Source organism: Micromonospora halophytica (assembly GCF_900090245.1).
GTDB classification, from domain to species: Bacteria; Actinomycetota; Actinomycetes; order Mycobacteriales; family Micromonosporaceae; genus Micromonospora; species Micromonospora halophytica.
In genome coordinates this window covers 26,470-47,745 of the sequence record NZ_FMDN01000028.1, presented here as the reverse complement: position 1 = coordinate 47,745, position 21,276 = coordinate 26,470, and the positions used below count along the sequence as shown (strand labels likewise).

General features: G+C 74.7%; 23 protein-coding genes. 13 read left to right on the top strand and 10 right to left on the bottom strand.

What is annotated here, in order from left to right; translation table 11 throughout:
• Position 1 precedes the first annotated feature (1 nt).
• The 4 genes from GA0070560_RS25500 to GA0070560_RS25485 are packed head-to-tail and all read right to left on the bottom strand — an operon-like array spanning position 2 to position 4,615.
• Complete coding sequence (locus tag GA0070560_RS25500) at positions 2 to 685, bottom strand: D-sedoheptulose-7-phosphate isomerase (protein ID WP_091302269.1); 684 nt, start codon at positions 683 to 685, stop codon at positions 2 to 4.
• Positions 685 to 1,902 carry a glycosyltransferase gene (locus GA0070560_RS25495; protein ID WP_091302268.1) on the bottom strand — a complete coding sequence of 406 codons (1,218 nt, stop codon included), beginning with the start codon at positions 1,900 to 1,902 and terminating at the stop codon, positions 685 to 687. Before GA0070560_RS25495 ends, GA0070560_RS25500 begins: the two co-directional genes overlap by 1 nt.
• A complete protein-coding gene (locus tag GA0070560_RS25490; protein ID WP_091302266.1) occupies positions 1,887 to 2,861 on the bottom strand; it encodes a glycosyltransferase in 975 nt (324 codons plus the stop codon). The genes GA0070560_RS25495 and GA0070560_RS25490 overlap by 16 nt, the downstream gene beginning before the upstream one ends.
• Positions 2,858 to 4,615 carry an HAD-IIIA family hydrolase gene (locus tag GA0070560_RS25485; RefSeq protein WP_091302296.1) on the bottom strand — a complete coding sequence of 586 codons (1,758 nt, stop codon included), beginning with the start codon at positions 4,613 to 4,615 and terminating at the stop codon, positions 2,858 to 2,860. Before GA0070560_RS25485 ends, GA0070560_RS25490 begins: the two co-directional genes overlap by 4 nt.
• 130 nt (positions 4,616 to 4,745) lie before the next feature.
• Here GA0070560_RS25485 and GA0070560_RS25480 point away from each other — a divergent pair, with 130 nt between their 5' ends.
• Both GA0070560_RS25480 and GA0070560_RS25475 read left to right on the top strand, forming a co-directional pair.
• The gene (locus GA0070560_RS25480) at positions 4,746 to 5,207 is read left to right on the top strand and encodes an SRPBCC family protein (protein WP_091302264.1); all 462 of its coding nucleotides are present in this window, start codon (positions 4,746 to 4,748) and stop codon (positions 5,205 to 5,207) included.
• Positions 5,208 to 5,313: 106 nt separating this feature from the next.
• Entirely contained in the window at positions 5,314 to 6,081 is a 768-nt protein-coding gene (locus tag GA0070560_RS25475; protein WP_091302262.1) for a polyprenol monophosphomannose synthase, read from the top strand.
• Positions 6,082 to 6,129: 48 nt separating this feature from the next.
• Here the strand turns inward: GA0070560_RS25475 and GA0070560_RS25470 are convergent, their stop codons facing one another.
• On the bottom strand, positions 6,130 to 7,734 hold the full coding sequence (locus tag GA0070560_RS25470) for a phytoene desaturase family protein (protein ID WP_091302261.1): 1,605 nt from the start codon (positions 7,732 to 7,734) through the stop codon (positions 6,130 to 6,132).
• Positions 7,735 to 7,806: 72 nt separating this feature from the next.
• Here GA0070560_RS25470 and GA0070560_RS25465 point away from each other — a divergent pair, with 72 nt between their 5' ends.
• Complete coding sequence (locus GA0070560_RS25465) at positions 7,807 to 9,240, top strand: aldehyde dehydrogenase family protein (RefSeq protein ID WP_091302259.1); 1,434 nt, start codon at positions 7,807 to 7,809, stop codon at positions 9,238 to 9,240.
• A 62-nt stretch (positions 9,241 to 9,302) separates the two neighbouring features.
• On the opposite strand, the gene GA0070560_RS25460 is transcribed toward GA0070560_RS25465, so the two are convergent.
• Positions 9,303 to 9,722, bottom strand: a complete 420-nt coding sequence (locus GA0070560_RS25460) for a ChaB family protein (RefSeq protein WP_091302257.1) — start codon at positions 9,720 to 9,722, stop codon at positions 9,303 to 9,305.
• A gap of 158 nt (positions 9,723 to 9,880) precedes the next feature.
• Here GA0070560_RS25460 and GA0070560_RS25455 point away from each other — a divergent pair, with 158 nt between their 5' ends.
• The 6 genes from GA0070560_RS25455 (at position 9,881) to GA0070560_RS25430 (ending at position 13,281) form a co-directional block, all read left to right on the top strand.
• On the top strand, positions 9,881 to 10,861 hold the full coding sequence (locus tag GA0070560_RS25455) for a YihY/virulence factor BrkB family protein (protein ID WP_091302255.1): 981 nt from the start codon (positions 9,881 to 9,883) through the stop codon (positions 10,859 to 10,861).
• Between the two features lie 53 nt (positions 10,862 to 10,914).
• Positions 10,915 to 11,331 (top strand): DUF2795 domain-containing protein, encoded by a 417-nt coding sequence (locus GA0070560_RS25450; RefSeq protein WP_091302253.1) that lies wholly within the window; start codon positions 10,915 to 10,917, stop codon positions 11,329 to 11,331.
• Positions 11,332 to 11,386: 55 nt separating this feature from the next.
• The gene (locus GA0070560_RS25445; RefSeq protein WP_091302251.1) at positions 11,387 to 11,848 is read left to right on the top strand and encodes an SRPBCC family protein; all 462 of its coding nucleotides are present in this window, start codon (positions 11,387 to 11,389) and stop codon (positions 11,846 to 11,848) included.
• 102 nt (positions 11,849 to 11,950) lie between these two features.
• Entirely contained in the window at positions 11,951 to 12,214 is a 264-nt protein-coding gene (locus tag GA0070560_RS25440; RefSeq protein WP_091302249.1) for a hypothetical protein, read from the top strand.
• Between the two features lie 69 nt (positions 12,215 to 12,283).
• Complete coding sequence (locus tag GA0070560_RS25435) at positions 12,284 to 12,940, top strand: HAD family hydrolase (protein ID WP_281185150.1); 657 nt, start codon at positions 12,284 to 12,286, stop codon at positions 12,938 to 12,940.
• A gap of 131 nt (positions 12,941 to 13,071) precedes the next feature.
• The gene (locus GA0070560_RS25430; RefSeq protein WP_091302244.1) at positions 13,072 to 13,281 is read left to right on the top strand and encodes a hypothetical protein; all 210 of its coding nucleotides are present in this window, start codon (positions 13,072 to 13,074) and stop codon (positions 13,279 to 13,281) included.
• On the opposite strand, the gene GA0070560_RS25425 is transcribed toward GA0070560_RS25430, so the two are convergent.
• Positions 13,278 to 13,727 carry a hypothetical protein gene (locus tag GA0070560_RS25425; RefSeq protein WP_091302242.1) on the bottom strand — a complete coding sequence of 150 codons (450 nt, stop codon included), beginning with the start codon at positions 13,725 to 13,727 and terminating at the stop codon, positions 13,278 to 13,280. The two genes, GA0070560_RS25430 and GA0070560_RS25425, sit on opposite strands and share 4 nt — an antisense overlap.
• 165 nt (positions 13,728 to 13,892) lie before the next feature.
• On the opposite strand from GA0070560_RS25425, the gene GA0070560_RS25420 reads away from it, so the two are divergent.
• The gene (locus GA0070560_RS25420) at positions 13,893 to 14,261 is read left to right on the top strand and encodes a DUF6401 family natural product biosynthesis protein (protein WP_091302241.1); all 369 of its coding nucleotides are present in this window, start codon (positions 13,893 to 13,895) and stop codon (positions 14,259 to 14,261) included.
• A 60-nt stretch (positions 14,262 to 14,321) separates the two neighbouring features.
• Here GA0070560_RS25420 and GA0070560_RS25415 read toward each other — a convergent pair whose 3' ends face one another.
• Positions 14,322 to 15,188 carry a mechanosensitive ion channel family protein gene (locus tag GA0070560_RS25415; RefSeq protein ID WP_091302239.1) on the bottom strand — a complete coding sequence of 289 codons (867 nt, stop codon included), beginning with the start codon at positions 15,186 to 15,188 and terminating at the stop codon, positions 14,322 to 14,324.
• Positions 15,189 to 15,389: 201 nt separating this feature from the next.
• Here GA0070560_RS25415 and GA0070560_RS25410 point away from each other — a divergent pair, with 201 nt between their 5' ends.
• From GA0070560_RS25410 to GA0070560_RS25400, 3 genes are all read left to right on the top strand, one after another.
• Positions 15,390 to 17,513 (top strand): ATP-binding SpoIIE family protein phosphatase, encoded by a 2,124-nt coding sequence (locus GA0070560_RS25410; RefSeq protein ID WP_091302237.1) that lies wholly within the window; start codon positions 15,390 to 15,392, stop codon positions 17,511 to 17,513.
• Between the two features lie 42 nt (positions 17,514 to 17,555).
• On the top strand, positions 17,556 to 18,269 hold the full coding sequence (locus tag GA0070560_RS25405; RefSeq protein ID WP_091302235.1) for an HAD family hydrolase: 714 nt from the start codon (positions 17,556 to 17,558) through the stop codon (positions 18,267 to 18,269).
• A gap of 68 nt (positions 18,270 to 18,337) precedes the next feature.
• Positions 18,338 to 19,624, top strand: coding sequence for a cation:proton antiporter (locus tag GA0070560_RS25400; protein ID WP_091302233.1), 1,287 nt, complete (start codon positions 18,338 to 18,340; stop codon positions 19,622 to 19,624).
• 44 nt (positions 19,625 to 19,668) lie between these two features.
• On the opposite strand, the gene GA0070560_RS25395 is transcribed toward GA0070560_RS25400, so the two are convergent.
• Entirely contained in the window at positions 19,669 to 20,616 is a 948-nt protein-coding gene (locus GA0070560_RS25395; RefSeq protein ID WP_170839582.1) for an NAD(P)/FAD-dependent oxidoreductase, read from the bottom strand.
• Positions 20,617 to 20,759: 143 nt separating this feature from the next.
• Positions 20,760 to 21,266, bottom strand: coding sequence for a metallophosphoesterase family protein (locus tag GA0070560_RS25390; protein ID WP_091302229.1), 507 nt, complete (start codon positions 21,264 to 21,266; stop codon positions 20,760 to 20,762).
• Between the last annotated feature and the right edge of the window lie 10 nt (positions 21,267 to 21,276).

Below are 21,276 nucleotides of genomic sequence, written 5' to 3'. Positions count from 1 at the left end.
CTCATCCCGCCTCGACCTGCCGGTGGCCGTCGTCGAGCACCACCTCGACCCCGGTGCGGACCGGCTCCACCTGCGCCGCCGCGTCCACCGACGCCGGACGCCCGGCCGTCGCCAGCGCGGCCGGCAGCTCCCGGTCGACGTACTCGCAGAGCACATGGGTGGAGACCAGGTGCAGCTCCTGCACCACCTGACTGTCCGACGACGCCACGGCGAGCACCTCGTGGCAGGCGTCGGCGAGCGGGTTCGGGGCGGGGCCGGTGAACGCCCAGCAGCGCAGTCCGGTGTCCCGCCCGGCACGCGCGGCGGCCAGCAGGTTGGCGCTGGCTCCGCTGGTGGACATCAGCAGCAGCACGTCGCCGGGGCGACCGTGGGCGCGGACCTGACGGGCGAAGACCTCGTCGTAGCCGTAGTCGTTGCCGATCGCGGTCATCGCCGAGGTCTCCGCGTGCAGGGCGATGGCCGACAGCGGCTGCCGGTCGTCGCGCAGCTTGCCGACCAGCTCGGCGGTGAGGTGCTGGGCCTCGGCGGCGCTGCCGCCGTTGCCGGCGACGAGCAGCCGGCCCCCGCCGGCCAGGGTCGCGGCCAGCGCGGCCCCCCACCGGGACAGCAGCCCCTCCGACTCGCGGTACGGCAGCAGCGCCTCCGCCAGCAGGGTCAGATGCGCGTCGAGCAGCCCCGCCGTCATCAGGCGACCACCCGGGTCGGCCGGCGCACCGCGACCACCTCGCCGTACAGCTCCGCCAGCCGTTCCGCGGCGGTGCCCCAGGAGTAGCTGCGGCGGGCGCGTCGCAGCGCCTCGGTGGCGTACCCGAAACGGCGGATCCGGTCGTCGAGCAGGCGCTGGATCGCGGTGCCCAACGCCTGCGGGTCACGGGCCGGCAGCAGGTCGCCGGTGACCCCGTCCACGACGGTGTCCTTGATCCCGCCGACGGCGGTGCCGACCACGGGCACGCCGCACGCCATCGCCTCCAGCGGGGTGAGGCCGAACGGCTCGTACCAGGGGGCGGCGACCAGCAGGTCGGCCGAGCGGTACCAGCGGCCCATCTCCTCGCGGGGCACCGCGCCGACCAGCTTCACCCGGTCGGCCACCCCGCACGTCTCGGCCAGCGCCCGCAGCCGGCGGGCGTACGGGTCGGTCTCCAGCAGCCCGGCGGGCGGCCCGCCGACGATGACGCACTCCGCCTGCGGCACCAGCTCCATGGCCCGCACGACGGTCTGGAAGCCCTTGCGTTCCACCAGCCGGCCGACGGTGAGCACGCGGGGCCGGTCGGGCTCCCGGTCGGCGGCGGGGCCGAGCGGGGCGAAGGTGGTCAGGTTGACCCCGGAGGGAACCACCGTCATCCGGGAGCGGGGGACGCCGAGGCGGACCAGTTCGCCCACCTCGTCCTGGCACTGGGCGACCACCCGGTCCACCGCGCGGCCCAGTTCCCGTTCGTAGGAGATCCGGCGGGCCGGGCTGGTGTCCTGCACCCCCTGGTGGCGTTTCTTGACCGTGCCCAGCGCGTGGTACGTCTGCACCACCGGCACCCCGGTCTGCCGGCTGGCGGCCAGCGCGGCGAGCCCGCTCATCCAGAAGTGCGCGTGGATCACCTCGGGTGTCCAGTCCCCGCCGCGCCAGTGCTCCACCAGCCATCCGCTGAATTCCTTCATGTGCGGCAGCAGGGCATCCTTGGCCACCGGCTCGGCCGGCCCGGCCGGTACGTGCACCACGTCGTACCCGTCGGGGGCGCGGACGGTGACCGGCAGGTCGACGGCGTCGCGGCGGGTGTAGACCTTCACGTCGTGCCCGGCGGCCGCCAGCGCGGCGGAGAGTTCCGCGACATGCGTGTTCTGCCCGCCGGCGTCCTCACCGCCCAGCACGGCGAGCGGGCTGGCGTGCTCGGAGATCATCGCGATGCGCATACTTCCTCCTCCAGCAGGCGGTCCCAGTCGGCGAGGAAACGGTCCAGGCCGTAGCGGCCGAGGGCGGCGGCGCGGGCCTGCTCGCCCGCCCGGCGGGCCTCGGCGGGCTCGGTGACGAACCGCCGCGCGGCCCCCACCAGCACGTCCACCCGGGTGGAGAGCGCGCCGGCAGCCGGTGGCACGGCTTCGACGGCTTCGGTGGTGGCGAGCGCGACCACCGGCATGCCCATGCTCATCGCCTCGATCAGGCTCAGCCCCAGCGAGGTCCACCGGCACAGGTGCAGGTACGCCCGCCGCCGGGCCAGCTCGGCGTGCATCCGGTGCTGTGGCACGTCGTCGTGGCTGGTCAGCCGGTCGGCGGGGAGACCCAGGTGGTCGGCGAGCCCGGCCACCTTCATGCCGAAGACGTCCAGCGGGGCGATCTCGGCGAAGCGGGTCAGCAGGTCGGTGCCGGTGACCCGCCACCGGCGCACCGGCTCGTTGACGACCACGGCGAGCCGGTCCAGCTCCCCGGTCCAGCCGACGGCGGGCGGCACCACGCCGTGCTCGACGACGGCGGTGCGGGTGCCGCCGTTGTCGTAGAACAGCTCGTTGAAGTGCGTGACGTGGGTGAGCAGCAGGTCGTCGCGGTCGGCCATCGGGTGGCGGGTGTTCGGCACGTCGCCCTTGGGGGTGTTGTGCTCGACGTAGATGGCCGGCACGTCCCGGCCGACCCGCCGGCCGAGCCAGTCGCAGGCCAGGTCGAACTCCTCGGGGCGTTGCAGCAGCACCACGTCGACCTCCTCGCGGCGCAACTGCTGCGGGGTGACCTCGACGGCGCTGTCCGGCCACGGGTAGGTGCGCGCCCGGCCCAGCCCGTACGGGCCGCGGTCGGGGGTGACCGGCACCAGGTAGCGGTGCTTGCCGTGCACGAAGGAGGTGGTCCAGGAGCCGTGCACGTGCCACACCAGGACGTTCATCGGGGGCTCCCGCCGCCGGTGACCACCACCGGTGCGCCCGGTCCCGGCGCGGCGGTGACCGTCGCGGCGGCGGGGGCGTCGGCGGGCACGCCGAGCAGCCGTACGGCATCGAGGACCCGGCCCGGCTCGACCGCGGCGAGGCAGGGGTGTCCGGGCACCGGGCAGCGGGTGGCCCGGGTGTCCCGGCACGGCGCGGCGGCGTCGCCGAGGCGTACGGCCGGCACCCGGTAGGGCCCCCACTGTCCGTACGGGACGGTGGGGGCGAAGAGGCTCACCACCGGGACACCCAGCGCGGCGGCGAGGTGGGCGGGGCCGGTGTTGCCGACGACGAGCGCCCCGGCGCCGGCGAGTACGGCGGCCAGCTCGGCCAGCCCGGTGCGCCCGCCGAGGTCAAGGCCGACGTCCCCGGCCACCTGGGCGGTCAGCGTCGTCTCCTCCGGGCCGCCGGTGACCACGACCCGGTGTCCGGCGGCGGCGAGCACCCGGACGATCCGGGCCGCCAGCTCGGGCGGGCAGGCCCGGGTCGGCACCGCGGAGCCGGGGTGCACCACCACGTAGCCCGCTCGGCCGAGCCGGTCCGGCGGCGGGGGCAGCCCGTCGGTGCGTACCCGCAGGGTCGGCTGGTCCTCCGGCGGCAGCGCGAAGCCGGCCGCGGCGGCCAGCGAGAGGGCCCGCTCGGGTTCCGGCACGCCGTCCGGCACCCGGTGCCGGACGTCGAGCAGACTGCCCGGGTAGTCGTCGCTGATCGCGCTGATCCTCGGCACCCCGGCCATCCGCAGCAGCAGCGCCAGGGGCAGCGGCGACTGGTGGAAGGAGGTGAAGACGACCGCCTCGTCCGCGCCGACCGCGGCCAGGCGGGCGGTCAGCGCGTGGACGTCGTCGGGGTCGACGGGGGCGGGGTCGCCGTCGATCCAGGGCAGTGGCCACTCGATCAGCTCGTCGACGCCGGGCAGCAGGGCGGCGGCCTCCCGGCCACGCGACCCGCAGAGCAGCACGACCCGCTCGGCGCCGGCGGCGACGGCCCGGACGGCCGGGCCGGTGACCAGCACGTCCCCGGCGGAGTCGCTGCGCGCCACCAGCACGGTGCCCCGGCGCGGGCCCGGTGCCGGGCCGGTGACCAGGGCGGCCCGGGCGAGGACGGCGGTGACCGCCGCCGGCAGGTCGGCCACCACGGCGGGCGCGGCGGCCACCTCGGCCGGGCGGGTGGTGGCGGTGGGCACCATGATGCCGGTGGCGCCGGCCGCGCCGGCCGCGGTCATGTCCGCGCCGATGTCGCCGACCACGACGCACCGGTCCGGGGTGGTGCCGAGGGCGTGGGCGGCGGCACGCACCATGCCGGGGGCCGGCTTGCGGCAGTCGCAGCCGGCCCGCTCGTCGTGCGGGCAGACCTGCCAGGTGTCGAACGGGCCGAGCAGTTCCTCGACCCGCGCGTGCACCGCCCGCATCTGCCCGGCGGTGAACAGCCCCCGGGCCAGGCCCGACTGGTTGGTGACCACGCCCAGGCGCAGCCCGGCGGCACGCAACCGGTCCAGCGCCTCCCGGGCGCCCGGCACCGGGCGCACCTTGTCCGGGTCGCCGTTGTACGGCACGTCCTCGATCAGGGTGCCGTCGCGGTCCAGCAGCACCGCGTCGAACAGGACCGGCTGCGGCGCGCCCCGCCCGGCCGGTTCCACCCGGCCTGACCTGCGCTGATCCGGCTCCACCTGGTCCCGTCGCACGGGCGGCGGGTTCCCGGAGCCCCGGGGAGTAAACATCATCTACCCGGCGCTACGGCTCGTCGCCGTCGCCGGAGTCCGCACGGTCGCCGGTCGGGCCTTACCCACCGCCCCGGAGAAGCTAACGCCGTCCCGTTAGATCCCGCGGCGGCCGGGGTACAGGGTCGCGGTGGCGATTGTGGAGAAGGTGATCGACGCTCCCCCGCAGCAGGTCTTCGACGTGCTCGCCGACGGGTGGACGTACAGCGACTGGGTGGTCGGCACGGCACACGTACGCGACGTGGACGCCGACTGGCCCCGGGCGGGCACCCGGCTGCACCACCGGGCCGGGCCCTGGCCGTTCTCCCTGGAGGACTCCTCCACCGTGCTGGCCTGCGAGCCGCCGCACAAGCTGGTCATCAAGGCCGGCCTCTGGCCGGCCGGCGAGGCGGTCGTCGTGTTCACCCTGGAACCGGTCGGTGACGGCTTCGGCACCCGGGTGCGCATCGGCGAGGACTTCGCCGCCGGACCGCTGCGCTGGGTCCGCAACAAGCTCAACGACCTGGTGCTGCACCAGCGCAACAAGGAGACCCTGCGCCGGCTGTCGGACATCGCCACCCGGCAGAAGGCGGACGAACGCGCGCGGCGCTGACGGTCGGCCCCGGTGTCGGCGGCGCGGGCGGGGAGCCTCGACGGGCACCGGCACGGCACTGGCTACCCTTTGGGGGAAAACCGTCGGCAACCAGAGGATGTCCGTCATGATCGAACCCGTGGAGCTGCCCTCGCCCTGGCGGGACGCACGCCTGACCGTCGTGGTCCCCACCTACAACGAGGCGGGCAACCTCCCGGTACTGGTCGAGCGGCTCCTCACCCTGCCGCTGCCGGGCCTGACGGTGCTGGTCGCCGACGACAACTCCCCGGACGGCACCGGCGAGGTCGCCGACAAGCTCGCCGTCGAGCACCCGGACCGGGTCCAGGTCGTGCACCGCGCCGGCAAGGAGGGGCTGGGCCGGGCGTACGTCGACGGGATCAGCCGGGCCCTCGACGGTGGCGCGGAGTACGTCGCGCAGATGGACGCCGACCTGTCGCACCCGCCGGAGGCGCTGCCCGGCATGCTCGGCGCGCTGCTCTCCACGCAGGCCAGCGTGGTGATCGGCTCCCGTTACGTCCCCGGCGGCGAGTTGGACGAGAACTGGCCGCTCTACCGTCGCGCGCTCAGCGGCTGGGCCAACCTGTACGTGCACACCCTGCTGCGGGTGCGCATCCGCGACCTCACCGCCGGCTTCAAGATCTGGCGGGCCGACGCGCTGCGCGACATCGGGCTGGAACGGGTGCAGTCCAACGGCTACAGCTTCCAGGTCGAGATGCACTACCTGGCCACCAAGCTCGGGCACACCATCCTGGAGGTGCCGATCCGCTTCGAGGAGCGGCGCGACGGCGACTCGAAGATGACCACCGCCACCAAGGTGGAGAGCGCCCTGATGCCGTTCAAGCTGCGTACCCGGCACCGGAACCTGGAGCGCTGACCCCTCCCGGCGGGTCACCCGGCCCGGTCGTGCCATGCCACCGGGCCGTCAGCGGTAGACGGCGCGGTGCGCCGCGCCGATCACCCGGGCGTACAGTCCGCCGGTCAGCGCGCGGTCGCGGTGCAGCGCCGCCCGGGCCGCGTTCGCGCCCGGCGCGCCGTGCACACCGCCGCCCGGGTGCGCCGAGGCGTTGGCCAGGTAGAGCCGGTCGACCGGGGTGTCGGGCCGGCCCAGCCCGGGCACCGGCCGCAGGAAGAGCTGCTGGTACGCGGCGGCGGTGCCGCCACCGACCGCCCCACCGACCAGGCCCGGGTTGCGCTCCTCCAGGTCCGCCGGACCGGCCACGAACCGGCCTCGGACCAGGGCCTTGAAGCCGGGGGCGTACCGCTGGAGCACCGCCTCCATCCGGTCGACGTGCCGGGTCACGTCCTCGACCCGCCAGTCCCGCCGGAACGGCAGGTGGGTGTACGACCAGAGCGACTCGGTGCCCGCCGGTGACCGTCGGGCGTCGGCGGTGGTCATCTGGCCGACCAGCAGGAACGGCTCCTCCGGGACCTGGCCGCAGGCCAGGTCGGCGGCGTACCGGGTGAGGCCGTCGAGGTCGGTGGCCAGGTGCAGCGTCCCGGCTCCGCGCAGCTGCGGGTTGGTCCACGGCATCGGCCCGTCCAGCGCCCAGTCGACCTTGACGGTCGAGCCGTCCCAGCGGAAGTGCGCCAGGTCCTCCACCAGCCGGGGCGGCAGCGCGGCCGCGCCGACCAGGTCCAGGTAGAGCACGGGGGCGGGCACGTCGGCCAACACCGCCCGGCGGGCCCGCCAGAGCGTGCCGCCGGCCGTGCGTACGCCCATCGCCCGGCCCCGGGCCACCAGCACCCGGTCGACCGGGGCGGAGTAGCTGATCCGCCCGCCCCGGGCCAGCAGCCGGTCCATCAGCGCGTCGGTGATCTTCTGCGCCCCGCCGACCGGGACCGGCCAGCCGACCTCCTGGCCGAGCATGGCCAGCAGCCAGCCGTAGATCCCGGAGCCGGCGTCGTCCGGAGACAGGTCGGTGTGCAGGGCGCAGCTCGCCATCAGGGCGGGGGCGCCCTCGCCCCGGAACAGCTCGCGGCCGAGTTGGCGGCTCGGCAGCACCAGCCGGCGGGCCAGTCGCAGGGCTCCGGCCGCCCGCAGCCGACCGAGCAGCTCGAGGCCGTTGCGTACCGGCGGGAACGGGGTGAACAGGGCGTCCAGCAGTGGGCGGGAGACGGTGCGCCAGTCGTCGTACGTGTCGATCCAGCGCTGCCCGTCGCCGGGGGCGAACGCCTCCATCGAGGCGGCGCTGTGCGCCGGGTCGCGGTTGAGCACCGCCGCGCGCCCGTCGGGCAGCACGTGTGCCAGGACGTCCGGGGCGTGGGTCCAGGTCAGGCCGTGCGCGTCGAGGCCGAGCCGGCGCAGCACCGGCGAGGCGTACCCGAGGGGGTAGAAGGAGCTGTAGAGGTCGCTGAGGTAGCCGGGGGCGGTCACCTCGGCGGAACGGACCGCCCCGCCGGGGACGCCGGTCGCCTCCAGCACCAGCACGTCCCAGCCGGCGTCGGCGAGCAGGTTCGCGGCCACCAGCCCGTTGTGCCCCGCCCCGACGACGACGGCGTCCGCGGTCTCCGTCCCGCTGTCGATCATCCGATCCGGCTACCCGGCCGGCAACCGGGCGAAACGCGTTTGCCTCGCCGGGAGCGGGGCATGCGCTGCCGCATGTACAGGGTTGAACAGGTCATCGGTGGAGTGTGGGGCGCGGGCGGCGAGGGTGGTGAGCTGACGGTCCACGATCCGGCCGACGGCTCCCCGGTCGCCACCGTCCCGGTGGCCACGGCGGACGAGGTGGCCAAGGCGGTCGAGGCGGCCCGGGGCGCGGCCGCGGAGTGGACGGCGACGCCCCCGGCGGAGCGGGCGGCGGCGCTGCACCGGGCGGCGGACGCCCTGGCCTCGACGGCCGAAGAACTGGCGGCGGCGACCACGGCGGAGATGGGCAAGCCGCTGGGCGACGCGCGGGGCGGCGTCGAGGCGGGCATCGGCACGTTGCGACAGTACGCCGAACTCGGTCCGGTGCGCGGTGGCCGCACCCTGCACGGCGGTGCCGCCGCGATCGACTTCATGGCACCGGAGCCGCGCGGCGTGGTCGCCGCCATCACCCCGTGGAACGATCCGGTGGCGGTCTCCTGCGGGCTGCTCGGCGCGGCCCTGGTCACCGGCAACGTGGTGCTCTTCAAGCCCAGCGAGCGGACCCCGGCCACCGGGTGGCTGCTGACGAAGATCCTCGACAGCACGCTGCCGGCCGGGGTGCTCTCCCTGCTCACCGGCGGCGCCGAGGTGGGTGCGGCCCTCGCGGCGCAGGAGGTCGACGTGGTCGCCCACGTCGGCTCGACGGCGACCGGACGGGCCATCGCGGCGGCCTGTGCCCGCACCGGCGCGAAGGCGCTGCTGGAGAACGGCGGCAGCGACCCGCTGATCGTCGACGCCGGGGTGGACCCGGTCTGGGCCGCGACGCAGGCGGCGATCGGCGCGTTCGCCAACGCCGGCCAGATCTGCGTGGCGGTCGAGCGGATCTACGCGCACCGGGACGTCGCCGAGGACTTCGTCGACGCGCTGGTCGAGCGGGCGCGGGCGCTGAGGGTCGGGCCGGGCCGCGACCCGGGCACCGAGCTGGGGCCGCTGGTGGACCGGCGGCACCGCGACCACGTGCACGGCCAGGTCACCGCAGCGGTCGCGGAGGGCGCGACGCTGCGGGTCGGCGGCACGCTGCCGGACGGGCCGGGGGCGTTCTACCCGGCCACGGTGCTCACCGACTGCCGGCAGGAGATGACGCTGGTCCGCGAGGAGACGTTCGGCCCGGTCGCGGCGGTGGTCGTGGTGGACTCGTTCAGCGAGGCGCTGAAGTGTGCCGCCGACTCGCCGTACGGGCTGGCCGCCACGGTGCTGACCCCGTCGATGAGCCACGCCCAGCGGGCCTGGCGGGAACTGCCGGTGGGCACCGTCAAGGTCAACGCGGTCTTCGGCGGCGCGCCGGGCGGCGCCGCGCAGCCGCGCCGCGGCAGCGGCCAGGGCTTCGGGTACGGCCCGGAGCTGCTGGACGAGTTCAGCACGGTGAAGACCGTGCACATCGAGGCCCCGGGCGGCGGCCACTGGTGAACGCACGCGCGGGAGCCCGGAACCGCCCGGTCCCGGGCTCCCGGAGCTGTCGCGGTCACCGGTCAGCGAGCGCGGGCCTTGGCCTTCTCCCGGGTCTTCGTGGTCTGCCGGGTGTTCGCCTTCTCGATCGCCCTGACCAGTTCCGGCTTGGTCATCCGGGACCGGCCGGGCACGTCCAGCTTCCTCGCCACCGCCATCAGGTGGTCCTTGGTGGCGTTGGCGTCCACGCCGCCGGCGGTGGGCGCCCGCCGGGCCGGGCCGCCACCGGCCGCCTGCCGGTCGCTGGGGCCCCTGCGTCCCTTCGGCTCCCAGTGGTCGCCGACCTTCTCGAACTCGTGCTTGACCGCGGCGAAGGCGGTGCGGTGCGCCCGCTCTCCCTCGCCGTACGTCTCGACCGCCGAATCGTGTGTCTTCTCCCAGGTGCGCTGCGCCTTCTCCGGGGAGCGCCGCAGCGTGCTGGGCAGTACCTCGCGCCCGGGCATCTCGTCCTCCTCCGCGTCGGTTTCGCTCTGGTTGACGGTTCCCCGGGCCCACCGGGGCAAACTCCGGCGTCGGGTTTGTCGATTTCCGCCCGGGGGTACCGGCGGGGCCAACTGGGAGCCGGGTGACCTCCGGCCGTCGGGCGACACAGGGAGCGGGCATGGCAGCGACGACGGAGTCGACCGCGACCGCCGGACGGCAGGGCCGGCCGGTCCCCCGCCGGGTACGCCAGTTGAGGTGGGCCACCTGGCGCGGCGCGTTGGTCCGCAGCGGTCGCAACTTCGTGAAGGACAACTGCGCGGACTGGGCCGCCGCGCTCACCTACTACGGCGTGCTGGCGCTCTTTCCGTCCACGGTCGTGGTGGTCGCCCTGGTGGGGCTGGTCTCCGACGGGGAACGGACCGTCGACACGGTGCTCGACCTGGCCCGGGACGTCGGGGCCGGCGCGGTGGTCGCCAACGACGGCTTCGTGTCGGTGGTGCGCACCGTGGTCGACCAGCAGAGCGGGGCGAAGGTGCTGTTGAGTTTCGGTCTGCTCGGCGCACTCTGGTCGGCCTCCGGCTTCATCGGGGCGTTCACCCGGGCCTCCAACGCCATCTACGGCGTCGAGGAGGGCCGGCCGTTCTGGCGACTGCGTCCGATGCAGATCGGGTTGGCCGGGATCTCGCTGGTGCTGCTCGCGGTGGTGGCGCTCGGCCTGATCGTCAGCGGACCGGTGACCGACGCGGTCGGCGACCTGGTCGGCGCGGGCGGGCTGGCCCGCGCGGTGTGGAGCGTGGTCAAGTGGCCGGTGCTGGCGCTGGTGATGATGACGCTGCTGTCGCTGCTGTTCTGGATCGCCCCGAACGTCCGGCAGCCACGGTTCCGCTGGCTCACCCCGGGCGGGGCGGTGGCCCTGCTCGTCTGGGTGCTCGCCTCCTCCGGTTTCGGCCTGTACGTCGCCAACTTCGGCTCGTACGACGTCACGTACGGCAGCCTCGGCGCGGTCATCGCCTTCCTGGTCTGGCTCTACCTGTCCAACTGCGCGCTGATGTTCGGGGTGCAGATCAACGCCGAGCTCCAGCGCGGGCGGGTGTTGCAGACCGGGGCGGACGACCCGGGTGAGCCGGTGCTGCCGCCGAAGGCCGCCGCCGATTCGTGACCCGGTGCCGGGTTCGGCGTTTCCCGCCGGTCCCCCGGGGTAGCACACACGGCATGGAACGTGGCAGCAGCAAGCACGGACCGAGGATCGACGAGCAGATGAGCCAGGAGGTCGCCGGCCTCGTGCAGGGGCCGGGCACCGGGGGCTCGCGCGTCGAGGAGTTCCGCGAGGCGGAGCCGGCCGGCGAGGACCAGCCGGGAGCCACCACGGCCCCGGCGGGTGAGCTGCGTACCGGCGCCCCGCAGGGGATGAGCTCCGAGGACGTGGAGGCGCGCAGCCGGCTCGGGCGGTTCATCACCCTGTCCGCCCTGCCGGGCGACCGCGAGGCGTTGGTGGCCAACGCCCGGGACAACGACGCGCCGGCCGACATCGTCGCCGCGCTGGAACGACTGCCCGACGGCACGCGGTACCAGACGGTTTCCGAGGTGTGGGCGGCTCTCGGGCACACGAACGAGACGACGCGCTGGTGAGACGGACCGGCCCACGGTTCGCCGAACGCGCCAGCGGCAGAGGAGGAACGCTTTCATGAGCGGCGTTATCGAGCATGTCGAGGTGGCCGTCCCGATCCGGACGGCGTACGACCAGTGGACCCAGTTCGAGGAGTTCCCCCACTTCATGGAGGGGGTCGAGGAGGTCCGGCAGCTGTCGGACACGATGACCCACTGGACGGTGGAGATCGCCGGGGTCAAGCGCGAGTTCGACGCCGAGATCACCGAGCAGCTCCCCGACGAGCGGGTGGCCTGGAAGTCCACCGGCGGCACCCAGCACGCCGGCGTGGTGACCTTCCACCGCCTCGACGAGGGGCAGACCCGGGTGACCCTGCAGATGGACTTCGAGCCGCACGGTGTGGTCGAGCAGGCCGGCGACAAGCTGGGCGTGGTGGACCGTCGCGTCAAGGGCGACCTGGCGCGGTTCAAGCAGTTCATCGAGCGGCGCGGTCTGGAGACCGGCGCGTGGCGGGGCCAGGTCGACCGTCCCCAGCCCTGATCCCTCCCCCGCGACACGACCTCCGATGGCCGCCGGTGACCCGGCGGCCATCGCCGGGTCCGGGGACCGTTTGCGATCACCGGACCCGGGTACCGCGATGGGATGACGCAGAACGACGACAGGGCGTGGCGGGACGAGCAGAAGACCCCGCTGGAGGAGTTGGACCGGGCGATCGCCCGGTCGACCATCGACGGGCAGGCCGACGACGTCACCGGGAGTGCCGCCGGCGAGGAGGCCGCTTTCGGGCACGGGCCGGAGGCGGTGGACCGGGGTGCCGGGCCGGAGACGGAACGGCGGGAGATGACCGACACGGAACGGGCGTACCGTCCGTCCACCACGGGACGGACCGGCCCCGACACGATGTGACGTGGCACGCCCCGGGCGGGACGCCGTCCGGGGCGTACGAGCGGGCGCCGGGGCCCTACCCTGGGACGGGTGCTGCCCCTGCCGCCCGGTGAGTTCCGGGCCTACCTCTTCGACTGTGACGGCACCGTCGTCGACTCGATGCCCCTGCACCACGTCGCCTGGCGGCAGGCGCTGCGGGACTGGGGCTGCGACATCCCCGAGGACCTCTTCTACGCCTGGGGCGGCCGGACGCTGGTCGACATCGTCAACGACCTCGGCGACCGGCACGGCGTCGCGCTGCCGGTGTGGGACGTCATCCGCCGCCAGGAGGCGCTCTACCGCGAGCTGCTGCCCACCCTGACCGCCGTGCCGGAGGTACGGTGGCACATCGATCAGGCGCACGGCAGCGTTCCGTTCGCCGTGGTCTCCGGCGGCAACCGGGAGGCGGTGACGGCCTCCCTGGCCACCCTCGACCTGCTCGACCGGTTCGACCTGCTGGTCTGTGCCGGTGACTACGTCCGGGCCAAGCCGGACCCGGAGTGCTTCCTGCTCGCCGCCCGCCTGCTCGGCGTACCTCCGGAGTCCTGCCTGGTCTTCGAGGACACGGACCTGGGCATCCAGGCGGCGACCGCGGCGGGCATGGCCTCCGTGCGTGTCCCTCCGCCCTGGCAGCGCGCCGTGCCCGCCCAGCGGCCGCGGCCCACGGGGCCGGAGGCGGCGGTCTCCGGCGAGCACGCTGGGGGGTGAGGTGGCCGGCGGTGTCGTCCTCCCCCGAACCGGCAGAATGCGACGCCCGGACGGGCAGGAACGCGGACAGCCCGTCCAGAATCGGCCGATCGGGTGACGGCAATCCGGGATCGTCGCGCAAGACTTTCGGAATGCAACAGGGCTCCGGCTTCCTCACCCCACGTCAGCGTCGCCTGGCCTGGCTCGGCTTCCTGCTCGCCGCCGTCCAGGCTCCCGTCTCGGCCAAGCTGGTCGCCGACGACTCCTGGCTGTTCAGCCTCTGCGTCGCCCTGATGGTCGCCACGGTGATCATCGCGGACGACGCCGGCCGGCGGCGGCCGGCCGACGCGCCGGTCGACTAGTCGTCGCCACCCGGGCACGCTTCGTGCCCGGGCCGCCCCCGGCTGCGCCGACGTTCCTTCATCTCCGCCTCGTACAGGTGGCGACGCCCGCCGGCCAACTCGTCGCGCGCGCGGCGGTCCAGGTCGCGGAAGAGCGCGTAGTACCCGTCGTCGAAGTCCTCGACGATCTGGAACGTCCACCGGCCGGCGATCACGTTGCGGCCGAGCAGGTCGGTGCCTATCCGGTCGGCGATCTCGTGGTGCCCGGCGGCCCGGAACTGCGCGACCGCGTCGTCCAGCATCAGGTCGGCGTGCCCGATCAGCTGGTGCAGGTCGTAGAGGCGGCCCCGGGCCCGCTCCACCGTCTCCAGGGCCTCGCTGAGCTTGCCCAGCGCCGCCACCGTCTCGTCGGTCACCCCTGCGGGCCGGCGGTGCGCCTGGTCCGGGCCGTCCTCGTGCTGTCCCATCCGTCCCTCCCCGGTGCCGGCTGCGCCCGATCGCGCGCCGTTCCCCTTCTGCCCGGGCTGGGCCGGCTCAATCCGCGCGGGGGAACTCCGCCGACCGGAGGGGGATCCCGGACCGTCCGACCGGCCGAGACCGTCGCGGTTACCGGGTGGTTAACCTCGGTCCCCATGCGTGTGCCGTACCACCAGGTCGCGACCCGGACCGCCGCGAGTTCGGCGCGCTCCGCCCTCGCCCTGCTCTCCGCCTCCGTCGGGGCCACCGGCCTCGCCGCGGCCGCCGCCGACCCCGGCCTGCTCGCGATGGTCGACCAGCACGCCGCAGCCGTGCGGGACAGCCTCGACGGGGACCGCCGGCCGCTGACCCCGGCCGCGCTCGCCGGGTACGCCGAGGGAGTACGCGCGGCGGCCCTGGAGCACGGCCTGGTCCCGCCCGCCGGGCCGGTCGACTGGTCGGCGCCGAGCTGGCTGCTCACCCGCCTGCTGGCGGTCTGCGCGCTCGCCCGCACGCTCGACCCGCGCCACCTCGAACCGGCCTGACCGGCGACGGGGAGGGCGTCCGCGCCACGCGCAGGACACCCTCCCCCGGTACGCCCCGACTCAGCTGCCCGGACGTCGGAACTGCTGGGTCTCGTCGCCCATGGCGCCGGACTGGTACGTCCCCCGGCCCGACATCGTCCCGGCCTCCTCGGCGCGCGGCATGGTCCGCGTGCCACCCCGGTCGGCCATCTCGCGGTTCATGTCGCCCCGTCCGGCCGTCTGCGCGCGACGGCTCTCCTGGATGGTGCGCGACTCCTCGGCCGCGCGGTTCAGCCAGCCGTCCCAGCGGCTCTGCATCGGCTTCACCAGACCACCGCCGACGCCGACGATCAGGATGCCGGCCACCGTGGCCAGGACCGCGATCAGCACCGGCGTGGTGACCGTGGTGGCGATGCCCACCTGGTTGAGCGCGGCGATCACACCGAGCGCCAGGACGAAGACCGCGACCACGTTGGCCAGGACCTTGCCGTACGAGAGGCCGCCCAGCGCCCCGGTGACCAGGTCCTTGACGGCGTTGGCGATGGCGGCGGCCACGACCACGATGACGATCGCCACGAACGCGCGCGGCAGCCAGGCCACCACGCCCCGGATCAGGTCACTGATCGCGTTGGGTCCCCACACTCCGAAGGCGAACTGCAGGGTGAACAGCAGCACCGCGTAGTACGCGAGCTTCGCCAGGATGTCGCTGGCGTCGTACCTGGTGCGTTCGAGCGCGCGTTTGATCCCGCCGCGTTCGACCGCCCGGTCGAAACCCACCCGTTCCAGTGCCGCGTCCACGATCTTGAGTACCGCTCGGGCGATGAGCCAGCCCACCACGAGGATCGCGATGAACGCGATCGCCCTCGGGATGAAGAGCAGCACCGACCTCCACATGTCGGCCACGGCGTCGCCGATGTCGACCTGCCTGACCGCGAGGGTTTCCGGCATGATGTCCCTCCTGTCGCATGGACTGCGCCGGGCGCATACCCGGTCGTCCCGGCAGCACGCCGCGAGACCCCGCCCCAATTTCCCGACATGTCTTCTGATACCGGCCTTGACCTGCATCAACGTCGTGCCACCGGAGGGCCTCGGAGAACCCCGGCGGCATGATCGAAACGCGCGCGGCACCGGCCGGTTAGGCTGCGAGACATGCCAGGCACGGTCGGGCGAGTCCCCACACCACCCACCGCCCCCGGACCGTCCCCGGTCTCGCAGGTGACGGCGGCCATGCTCGGCCACCCGTGGGCGGACACGGTGCTGGGGCCGTCGCAGCAGTGGGACCCGGCGGTGCGCGCACTGGTGGACGTGGTCCTCTCCTCTCCGGTGCCGATGGCGCTCTACTACGGCGACCAGTTCGTGATGCTCTACAACCAGGGCTACTCGGAGCTGATCGGTGACCGGCACCCCGATGCGATCGGCCAGCCCGCTCCCGAGGTCTTCGCCGACCTGTGGCACACCCCCGGCGTGGGGGACGTGATCGAGCGGGTCTACCGACGTGGGGAGTCCTTCCTCCAGCGGGAGTCGGTGCTTCCGATCGACCGGCACCTCGCCGTCACCGGCGACCACGCCGTCTTCACCCGGGGCCACTCCCCGGCACGCGACAGCGCCGGGCGGATCATCGGCGTGCTCACCGTCGCCGCGCAGACCACCCAGTTCACCCAGCAGTTGCAGAGCCTCAGCGACTTCGCCGCCGCGCTCTCCGGCACCCTCACCCTGGACGACGTGGCCCGGGTCACCCTGCGGTACATGCTGCACTCGTTCGACGCCGACCGGGTGGTCCTCGCGGTCGACGACGGGCCGGCCTGGCGGATGGTCCGCCGGCTGCGGGGCGAACTGCTCGACGAGGCCGACGAGCGGCTGCCCCCGCTGTGGCGGCCCACCGGCGCGGACTCCCCCGCCCCGGCGGTGCGGACCGCTCGCAGCGGGGTGCCGTACTTCGTCGGCGACGGGCAGCCGCTGCGCGACAACGCGGTGGACCGGCACGACCAGAAGATCCGTGCACTCGCCGCGCTGCCGCTGCGTTCCTCGGTGATCCGGGGTGGTCTCAGCGTCAGCTACCAGGCCCCGCACGGCTGGTCGGCTGCGGAACGGGCGCTGCTCGCCGCCTCGGCCGAGCTGGTCGGGCAGGCCGCCGAACGGGCCCGCCGGTTCGAGACCCAGCACGGCACGGCCCAACTGTTGCAGCGCAGCATGCTGCCGGAGCAGCTGCCGACACTGCCCCGGCTGCGCGTCGCCGCCCGGTACGACCCCGGCGTCGACGGCAACGCCGCCGGTGGGGACTTCTACGACGCGTTCCTGCTGCCCACCGGCGAGCTGGGCGTGGTGCTCGGCGACGTCGCCGGCCACGACGTGCAGGCGGCCGCCCGGATGGGGCAGGTCCGCGCGGCGCTGCGTGCCCTGGCACTGGCCGACCCGCGTCCGGACGCCGTCCTCGCCGGGCTGGACCGGCTGGTGGCCAGCCTCGGCACCGAGACCGGCACCCAGGAGCTCTTCGTCACCGTGGCCTTCGGCGTGGTGGACTCCGGTCGCGGGCAGATCACCCTGGCCAGCGCGGGGCACCCGCCGCCGTTGATCCGTCGCTGCGCCCCTGACGGCTCGGCCACCGCCGAGTACGTGGAGCTGCCGGCCGGCGCCCCGCTGGGCCTGGGCTGCCGGCCGCGTACCACCACCGTGGCGTTCCTGCCCGGTGACACCCTGCTGCTCTACAGCGACGGGGTGGTGGAGCGGCGGCGGCAGAGCCTCACCGCGGGGCTGGACGGGCTGGCGGTGGCGGTGGCCGGGGCGGCCAGCGGTGATCCCCGGGCGCTCTGCGCGGTCGCCACCGGGGCGGTCTCCGGCGCGACCGAGGACGACGTGGCGGTGCTGGCGGTGGAGTACGCGCTGCGGCCGAGCCGCTCGGCGAGCATGGAGATGCCGGCGGAGCCGACCGCGCCGAGCCGGGTCCGGCACTGGATGACCGCGAAGCTGACCGACTGGCAGGTGCCGGAGGCGGTGATCGGGGCGGCGGTGCTGTGCACCAGCGAGCTCACCACCAACGCCCTGCTGCACGCCGGCACGGCCGCCCGGGTGGTGATCGACCTCAGCGCCGAACGTCTGCTGGTGTCGGTCGCCGACTCCGGCACCCGGGGGGCGGTGACCCGGACGCAGACCGACACGTTGAGCAGTCGGGGCCGGGGGCTCGGCCTGATCGAGCAGCTCAGCGACGCCTGGGGGACGGACCCGACGGTCCGCGGCTCGACGGTCTGGTTCGAGATCCTCCTCCCCCCGCAGTGATCCGGGGCGCGTCGGCGTGACCCGGCCGGGTAGGAGGGGTGCATGAGCGCGGACCGGCCCGACGGGGTCCTCTTCGACGTCGACGGCACCCTCGTCGACACCACGTACCTGCACACGGTGAGCTGGTGGGAGGCGCTGCGCCAGGCGGAGCACCGGGTGCCGATGGCGACCATCCACCGGTCCATCGGGATGGGCTCGGACAAGCTGCTGGACCATCTGCTCGGCCCGGAGCGGGACCGCGGCGAGGACGACAGGCTGCGCACCGCCCACGACGGGTTCTTCGGCGAGTACTGGGAGCGGCTCGCTCCGCTCCCCGGCGCCGCCGAACTGCTGCGGGCCTGCGCCGCCCGGGGCCTGCGGGTGGTGCTGGCCACCTCCGCCGCCGCGCACGAGGTCGCCGCGCTGCGCGCCGCCCTGGACGCCGACGACGTGATCCACACCGTCACCTGCTCCGCCGACGCCGAGGAGAGCAAGCCGGCCCCGGACATCCTGGTCGCCGCCCTGGAGCAGTCCGGCCTGGACGCCGGGCGGGTCGTCTTCGTCGGCGACTCGGTGTGGGACGTCGCCGCGGCGGCCGGGCTCGACATCCCCTGTGTCGGGCTCACCTGCGGCGGCACCGGCCGGGGCGAGCTGGCCGGGGCCGGGGCGGTGGCGGTCTACGACGACCCGGCGGCGCTGCTGAGCGGTCTGGCCGACTCCCCGCTCGTGTCGCGGAGGCGGAAGTCACCGACGGACAAGACGGACACCCAGGCTTAGCCCACGGGACCACGGGGCACAGTCCCACCCGCCCACGTGCCGTGGGCGGGTGGGCGAGAGGTGGTGCCGTGGAGCCGGTCGATGTCGCGTTCGCGCTGGTGGGTGTCGGAGCCCTGCTGGCCGGGATCCTCCCCCGGATGCTCGAGCACCGCCCGCTGTCCATGCCGATCGCGTTCCTCGGCCTGGGCATGCTGGTCTTCCTGCTGCCCACCGGCCTGCCCTCACCGGATCCGCTGCGCTGGCCGGACATCACCACCCATCTGACCGAGATCGGGGTGATCGTCGCCCTGATGGGCGCCGGGTTGAAGATCGACCGTCCGCTGAGCTGGAAGAGCTGGTCGTCCACCTGGCGGTTGCTGGCGATCGCCATGCCGGTGTGCATCGCGGCGGTGGCGCTGCTCGGCTGGTGGTGGGCCGGGCTGGTGCCGGCCGCGGCGCTGCTGCTCGGCGCGGCCCTGGCCCCGACCGACCCGGTGCTGGCCGCGGACGTGCAGGTGGGCGAGCCGACCGACGTGGAGGACTCGGAGGACGAGGTGCGCTTCGCGCTCACCTCGGAGGCCGGTCTCAACGACGGGTTGGCCTTCCCCTTCGTGTACGCGGCCATCGCCATCGCCACCGCCGGTCTCGCCCCGTCGGCGTGGTTGGCCGACTGGTTCAACGTCGACGTGCTCTACAAGCTGTCCGTCGGGGTCGGCGGCGGGCTGCTGATCGGCTGGCTGCTCGGCAGGCTGTTCTTCCGCGCCCCGAGCGAGCTGCGGCTGGCCCGGCACGCGGAGGGCTTCCTCGCGCTGGCCGCCACCTTCCTCGCGTACGGGTTGGTGGAGGTGGTGGGCGGATACGGCTTCCTGGCGGTGTTCGTGGCCGCCCGGGCGATCCGGGCCGCCGAGCGGACCCACGAGTTCCACTCCGTGCTGCACGACTTCGCCGAGCAGGTCGAGCGGCTGCTCACCGTCATGTTGCTGCTGCTCTTCGGCGGCGCGGTGATCGGCGGCCTGCTCGCCCCGCTGACCTGGCAGGCGGCGGTGGTCGGCCTGGCCCTGGTCTTCGTGATCCGGCCGCTGGTCGGCTGGCTGTCGCTGCGCGGGGCGCCGGGGCGGCCGGCGGAGCACTGGGTGATCGCGATGTTCGGCATCCGGGGCGTCGGCTCGTTCTACTACCTGGCGTACGCCACCACCAAGGCCGACTTCCCGCAGGCGGACCTGATCTGGGCCACGGTCGGCCTGGTGGTGATCGTCTCGGCGGTGGTGCACGGCATCGCCGCGACCCCGGTCATGCAGCTGCTGGACCGCGAGGGCAAGCGGACCCGCGAGCCGTCGGAGCGGGGCGAGCCCGCACTGGACGGCGCCCGGGGCTGACCTCGGGGCGGGCACCGTCACCGCCGGTCGTCCGGCGGCACCGCTCAGCCGCGCACGGCGGGCAGCCGCTCGGCCAGGGCCCGGCCCAGGTCCCGCCCGGAGCGCCAGGCGCTCTGCACCCGGGGCCGACCGAAGGCGTCCCCGGCGAGCCCGATCCCGTCGTCGTCGAGGTGGTACGCGGTGTCCGCGCCGGAGTTCGGCTTGGCGTACGTCCAGCGGTGCACGTGCACCAGCTCGGCCGGCTCAGGCAGCCCGAGCAGGTCGCGGACGGCCTGCTCGATCGCCGGGCCGGCGGCGGTGGGCTGGGCCAGGTGCCCGGCGGCGAACTCGGCGGTGGTGTGCGCGACGAGCACCGGGGCGCCGTCGCCGCGCCGGTCGCCGTCGTCGCAGACCAGCGCGAGCAGCGGGTCGTCGTTGACGAACGCGCCGTGGAAGTCCGGCCAGCGGCGGGCCGGGAAGCGCAGCACGGCGGCGAGCGTCGGTGACCAGCGCTGTTCCCCAGCGGCGCGGGTGGCCGCGGCCAGCGCCGGGTCGAGCAGCAGGGCCGCCTGTGGTCCGGGCATGCACAACGCCACGGCGGCACACCGGGTGCCGTCCACCGCCGGGCCCGGCTCGACGGTCATCACCAGCCGGTCGACGGTCGCCGGCAGGTCCCGGGCCAGCTCCTCGACCAGGGAGCGCAGCCCGTGCGGGGCCGCCCAGCGGACCGGCCCGGTCACCTCCCGCCGGCCCGCCCGGTCGTACGCGACGAAGGTGTCGGTCCACTCGCGGACCAGGCCGGCGGCCCGCCACCGGTCGAGCACGGCGGCGAAGTCCGGGTCGTCGACGGTGAGGTACGCCGCGCCGGTGTCGGCGGGCCGGCCGTCGAAGCGCCGGCTGGCCATCCGGCCCCCGGGCACCCGGCCGCGCTCCCGGATCCGCACCGGGACACCCGCCCGGACCAGCTCGGCGGCGCAGGCCACCCCGGCGATGCCGGCTCCCACCACGATCACGCCCGAGTCCATCCGGTGATCGTATGTGCCGCGTGGCCGGCATGAAGGGCCGATGACGGGGTAGGGGCACACCTGTTCGAAGAGAGGTGGACACGATGACCGACCGCAATCGGCGGACGCCGGCGCCGGTGACCGCTGGGCGGTCAGCCCCGACGCGGGGGCAGGCGGTGCAGCTCGACGGCGTCGAGTCGCCCCGCCGCCACCCGCGCGGTGAGATAGGTGGCGTACGGCTGCGAACGCCGGTCGGTCGGCGAGCCGGGGTTGAGCAGCCGCAGCCCGCCCGGGGCGACGCTGTCCCACGGGATGTGCGAGTGGCCGAAGACCAGCAGGTCGCGGTCGGGGAAGCGGGCGGCGCAGCGTTCCTCCCGCCCGGCCTTCGGCCCGGTCTCGTGCACGACGGCCACCCGCAGTCCGTCGAGTTCCACCCGGGCCACCTCGGGCAGCCGGGCCCGCAGGTCGGGGCCGTCGTTGTTGCCGTACACCCCGACGAGCCGGCGGGCGCGGGCCTCCAGCGCGTCGAGCAGCGTCACGTCGACCCAGTCACCGGCGTGCAGGACCACGTCGGCGGACTCGACCGCCGACCACAGGGGCGCGGGCAGGTCCCGCGCGCGTTTCGGCAGGTGGGTGTCGGCGAGGATCACCAGGCGCATGCCCTCATTC

Coding starts and splice junctions, on each gene's coding strand:
- GA0070560_RS25410 (WP_091302237.1), top strand. CDS start 15,390: ATGCCAGGCACGGTCGGGCGAGTCCCCACACCACCCACCGCCCCCGGA.
- GA0070560_RS25485 (WP_091302296.1), bottom strand. CDS start 4,615: ATGTTTACTCCCCGGGGCTCCGGGAACCCGCCGCCCGTGCGACGGGAC.
- GA0070560_RS25490 (WP_091302266.1), bottom strand. CDS start 2,861: ATGAACGTCCTGGTGTGGCACGTGCACGGCTCCTGGACCACCTCCTTC.
- GA0070560_RS25445 (WP_091302251.1), top strand. CDS start 11,387: ATGAGCGGCGTTATCGAGCATGTCGAGGTGGCCGTCCCGATCCGGACG.
- GA0070560_RS25450 (WP_091302253.1), top strand. CDS start 10,915: ATGGAACGTGGCAGCAGCAAGCACGGACCGAGGATCGACGAGCAGATG.
- GA0070560_RS25420 (WP_091302241.1), top strand. CDS start 13,893: ATGCGTGTGCCGTACCACCAGGTCGCGACCCGGACCGCCGCGAGTTCG.
- GA0070560_RS25390 (WP_091302229.1), bottom strand. CDS start 21,266: ATGCGCCTGGTGATCCTCGCCGACACCCACCTGCCGAAACGCGCGCGG.
- GA0070560_RS25440 (WP_091302249.1), top strand. CDS start 11,951: ATGACGCAGAACGACGACAGGGCGTGGCGGGACGAGCAGAAGACCCCG.
- GA0070560_RS25430 (WP_091302244.1), top strand. CDS start 13,072: ATGCAACAGGGCTCCGGCTTCCTCACCCCACGTCAGCGTCGCCTGGCC.
- GA0070560_RS25405 (WP_091302235.1), top strand. CDS start 17,556: ATGAGCGCGGACCGGCCCGACGGGGTCCTCTTCGACGTCGACGGCACC.
- GA0070560_RS25470 (WP_091302261.1), bottom strand. CDS start 7,734: ATGATCGACAGCGGGACGGAGACCGCGGACGCCGTCGTCGTCGGGGCG.
- GA0070560_RS25475 (WP_091302262.1), top strand. CDS start 5,314: ATGATCGAACCCGTGGAGCTGCCCTCGCCCTGGCGGGACGCACGCCTG.
- GA0070560_RS25425 (WP_091302242.1), bottom strand. CDS start 13,727: ATGGGACAGCACGAGGACGGCCCGGACCAGGCGCACCGCCGGCCCGCA.
- GA0070560_RS25455 (WP_091302255.1), top strand. CDS start 9,881: ATGGCAGCGACGACGGAGTCGACCGCGACCGCCGGACGGCAGGGCCGG.
- GA0070560_RS25500 (WP_091302269.1), bottom strand. CDS start 685: ATGACGGCGGGGCTGCTCGACGCGCATCTGACCCTGCTGGCGGAGGCG.
- GA0070560_RS25495 (WP_091302268.1), bottom strand. CDS start 1,902: ATGCGCATCGCGATGATCTCCGAGCACGCCAGCCCGCTCGCCGTGCTG.
- GA0070560_RS25460 (WP_091302257.1), bottom strand. CDS start 9,722: ATGCCCGGGCGCGAGGTACTGCCCAGCACGCTGCGGCGCTCCCCGGAG.
- GA0070560_RS25465 (WP_091302259.1), top strand. CDS start 7,807: ATGTACAGGGTTGAACAGGTCATCGGTGGAGTGTGGGGCGCGGGCGGC.
- GA0070560_RS25415 (WP_091302239.1), bottom strand. CDS start 15,188: ATGCCGGAAACCCTCGCGGTCAGGCAGGTCGACATCGGCGACGCCGTG.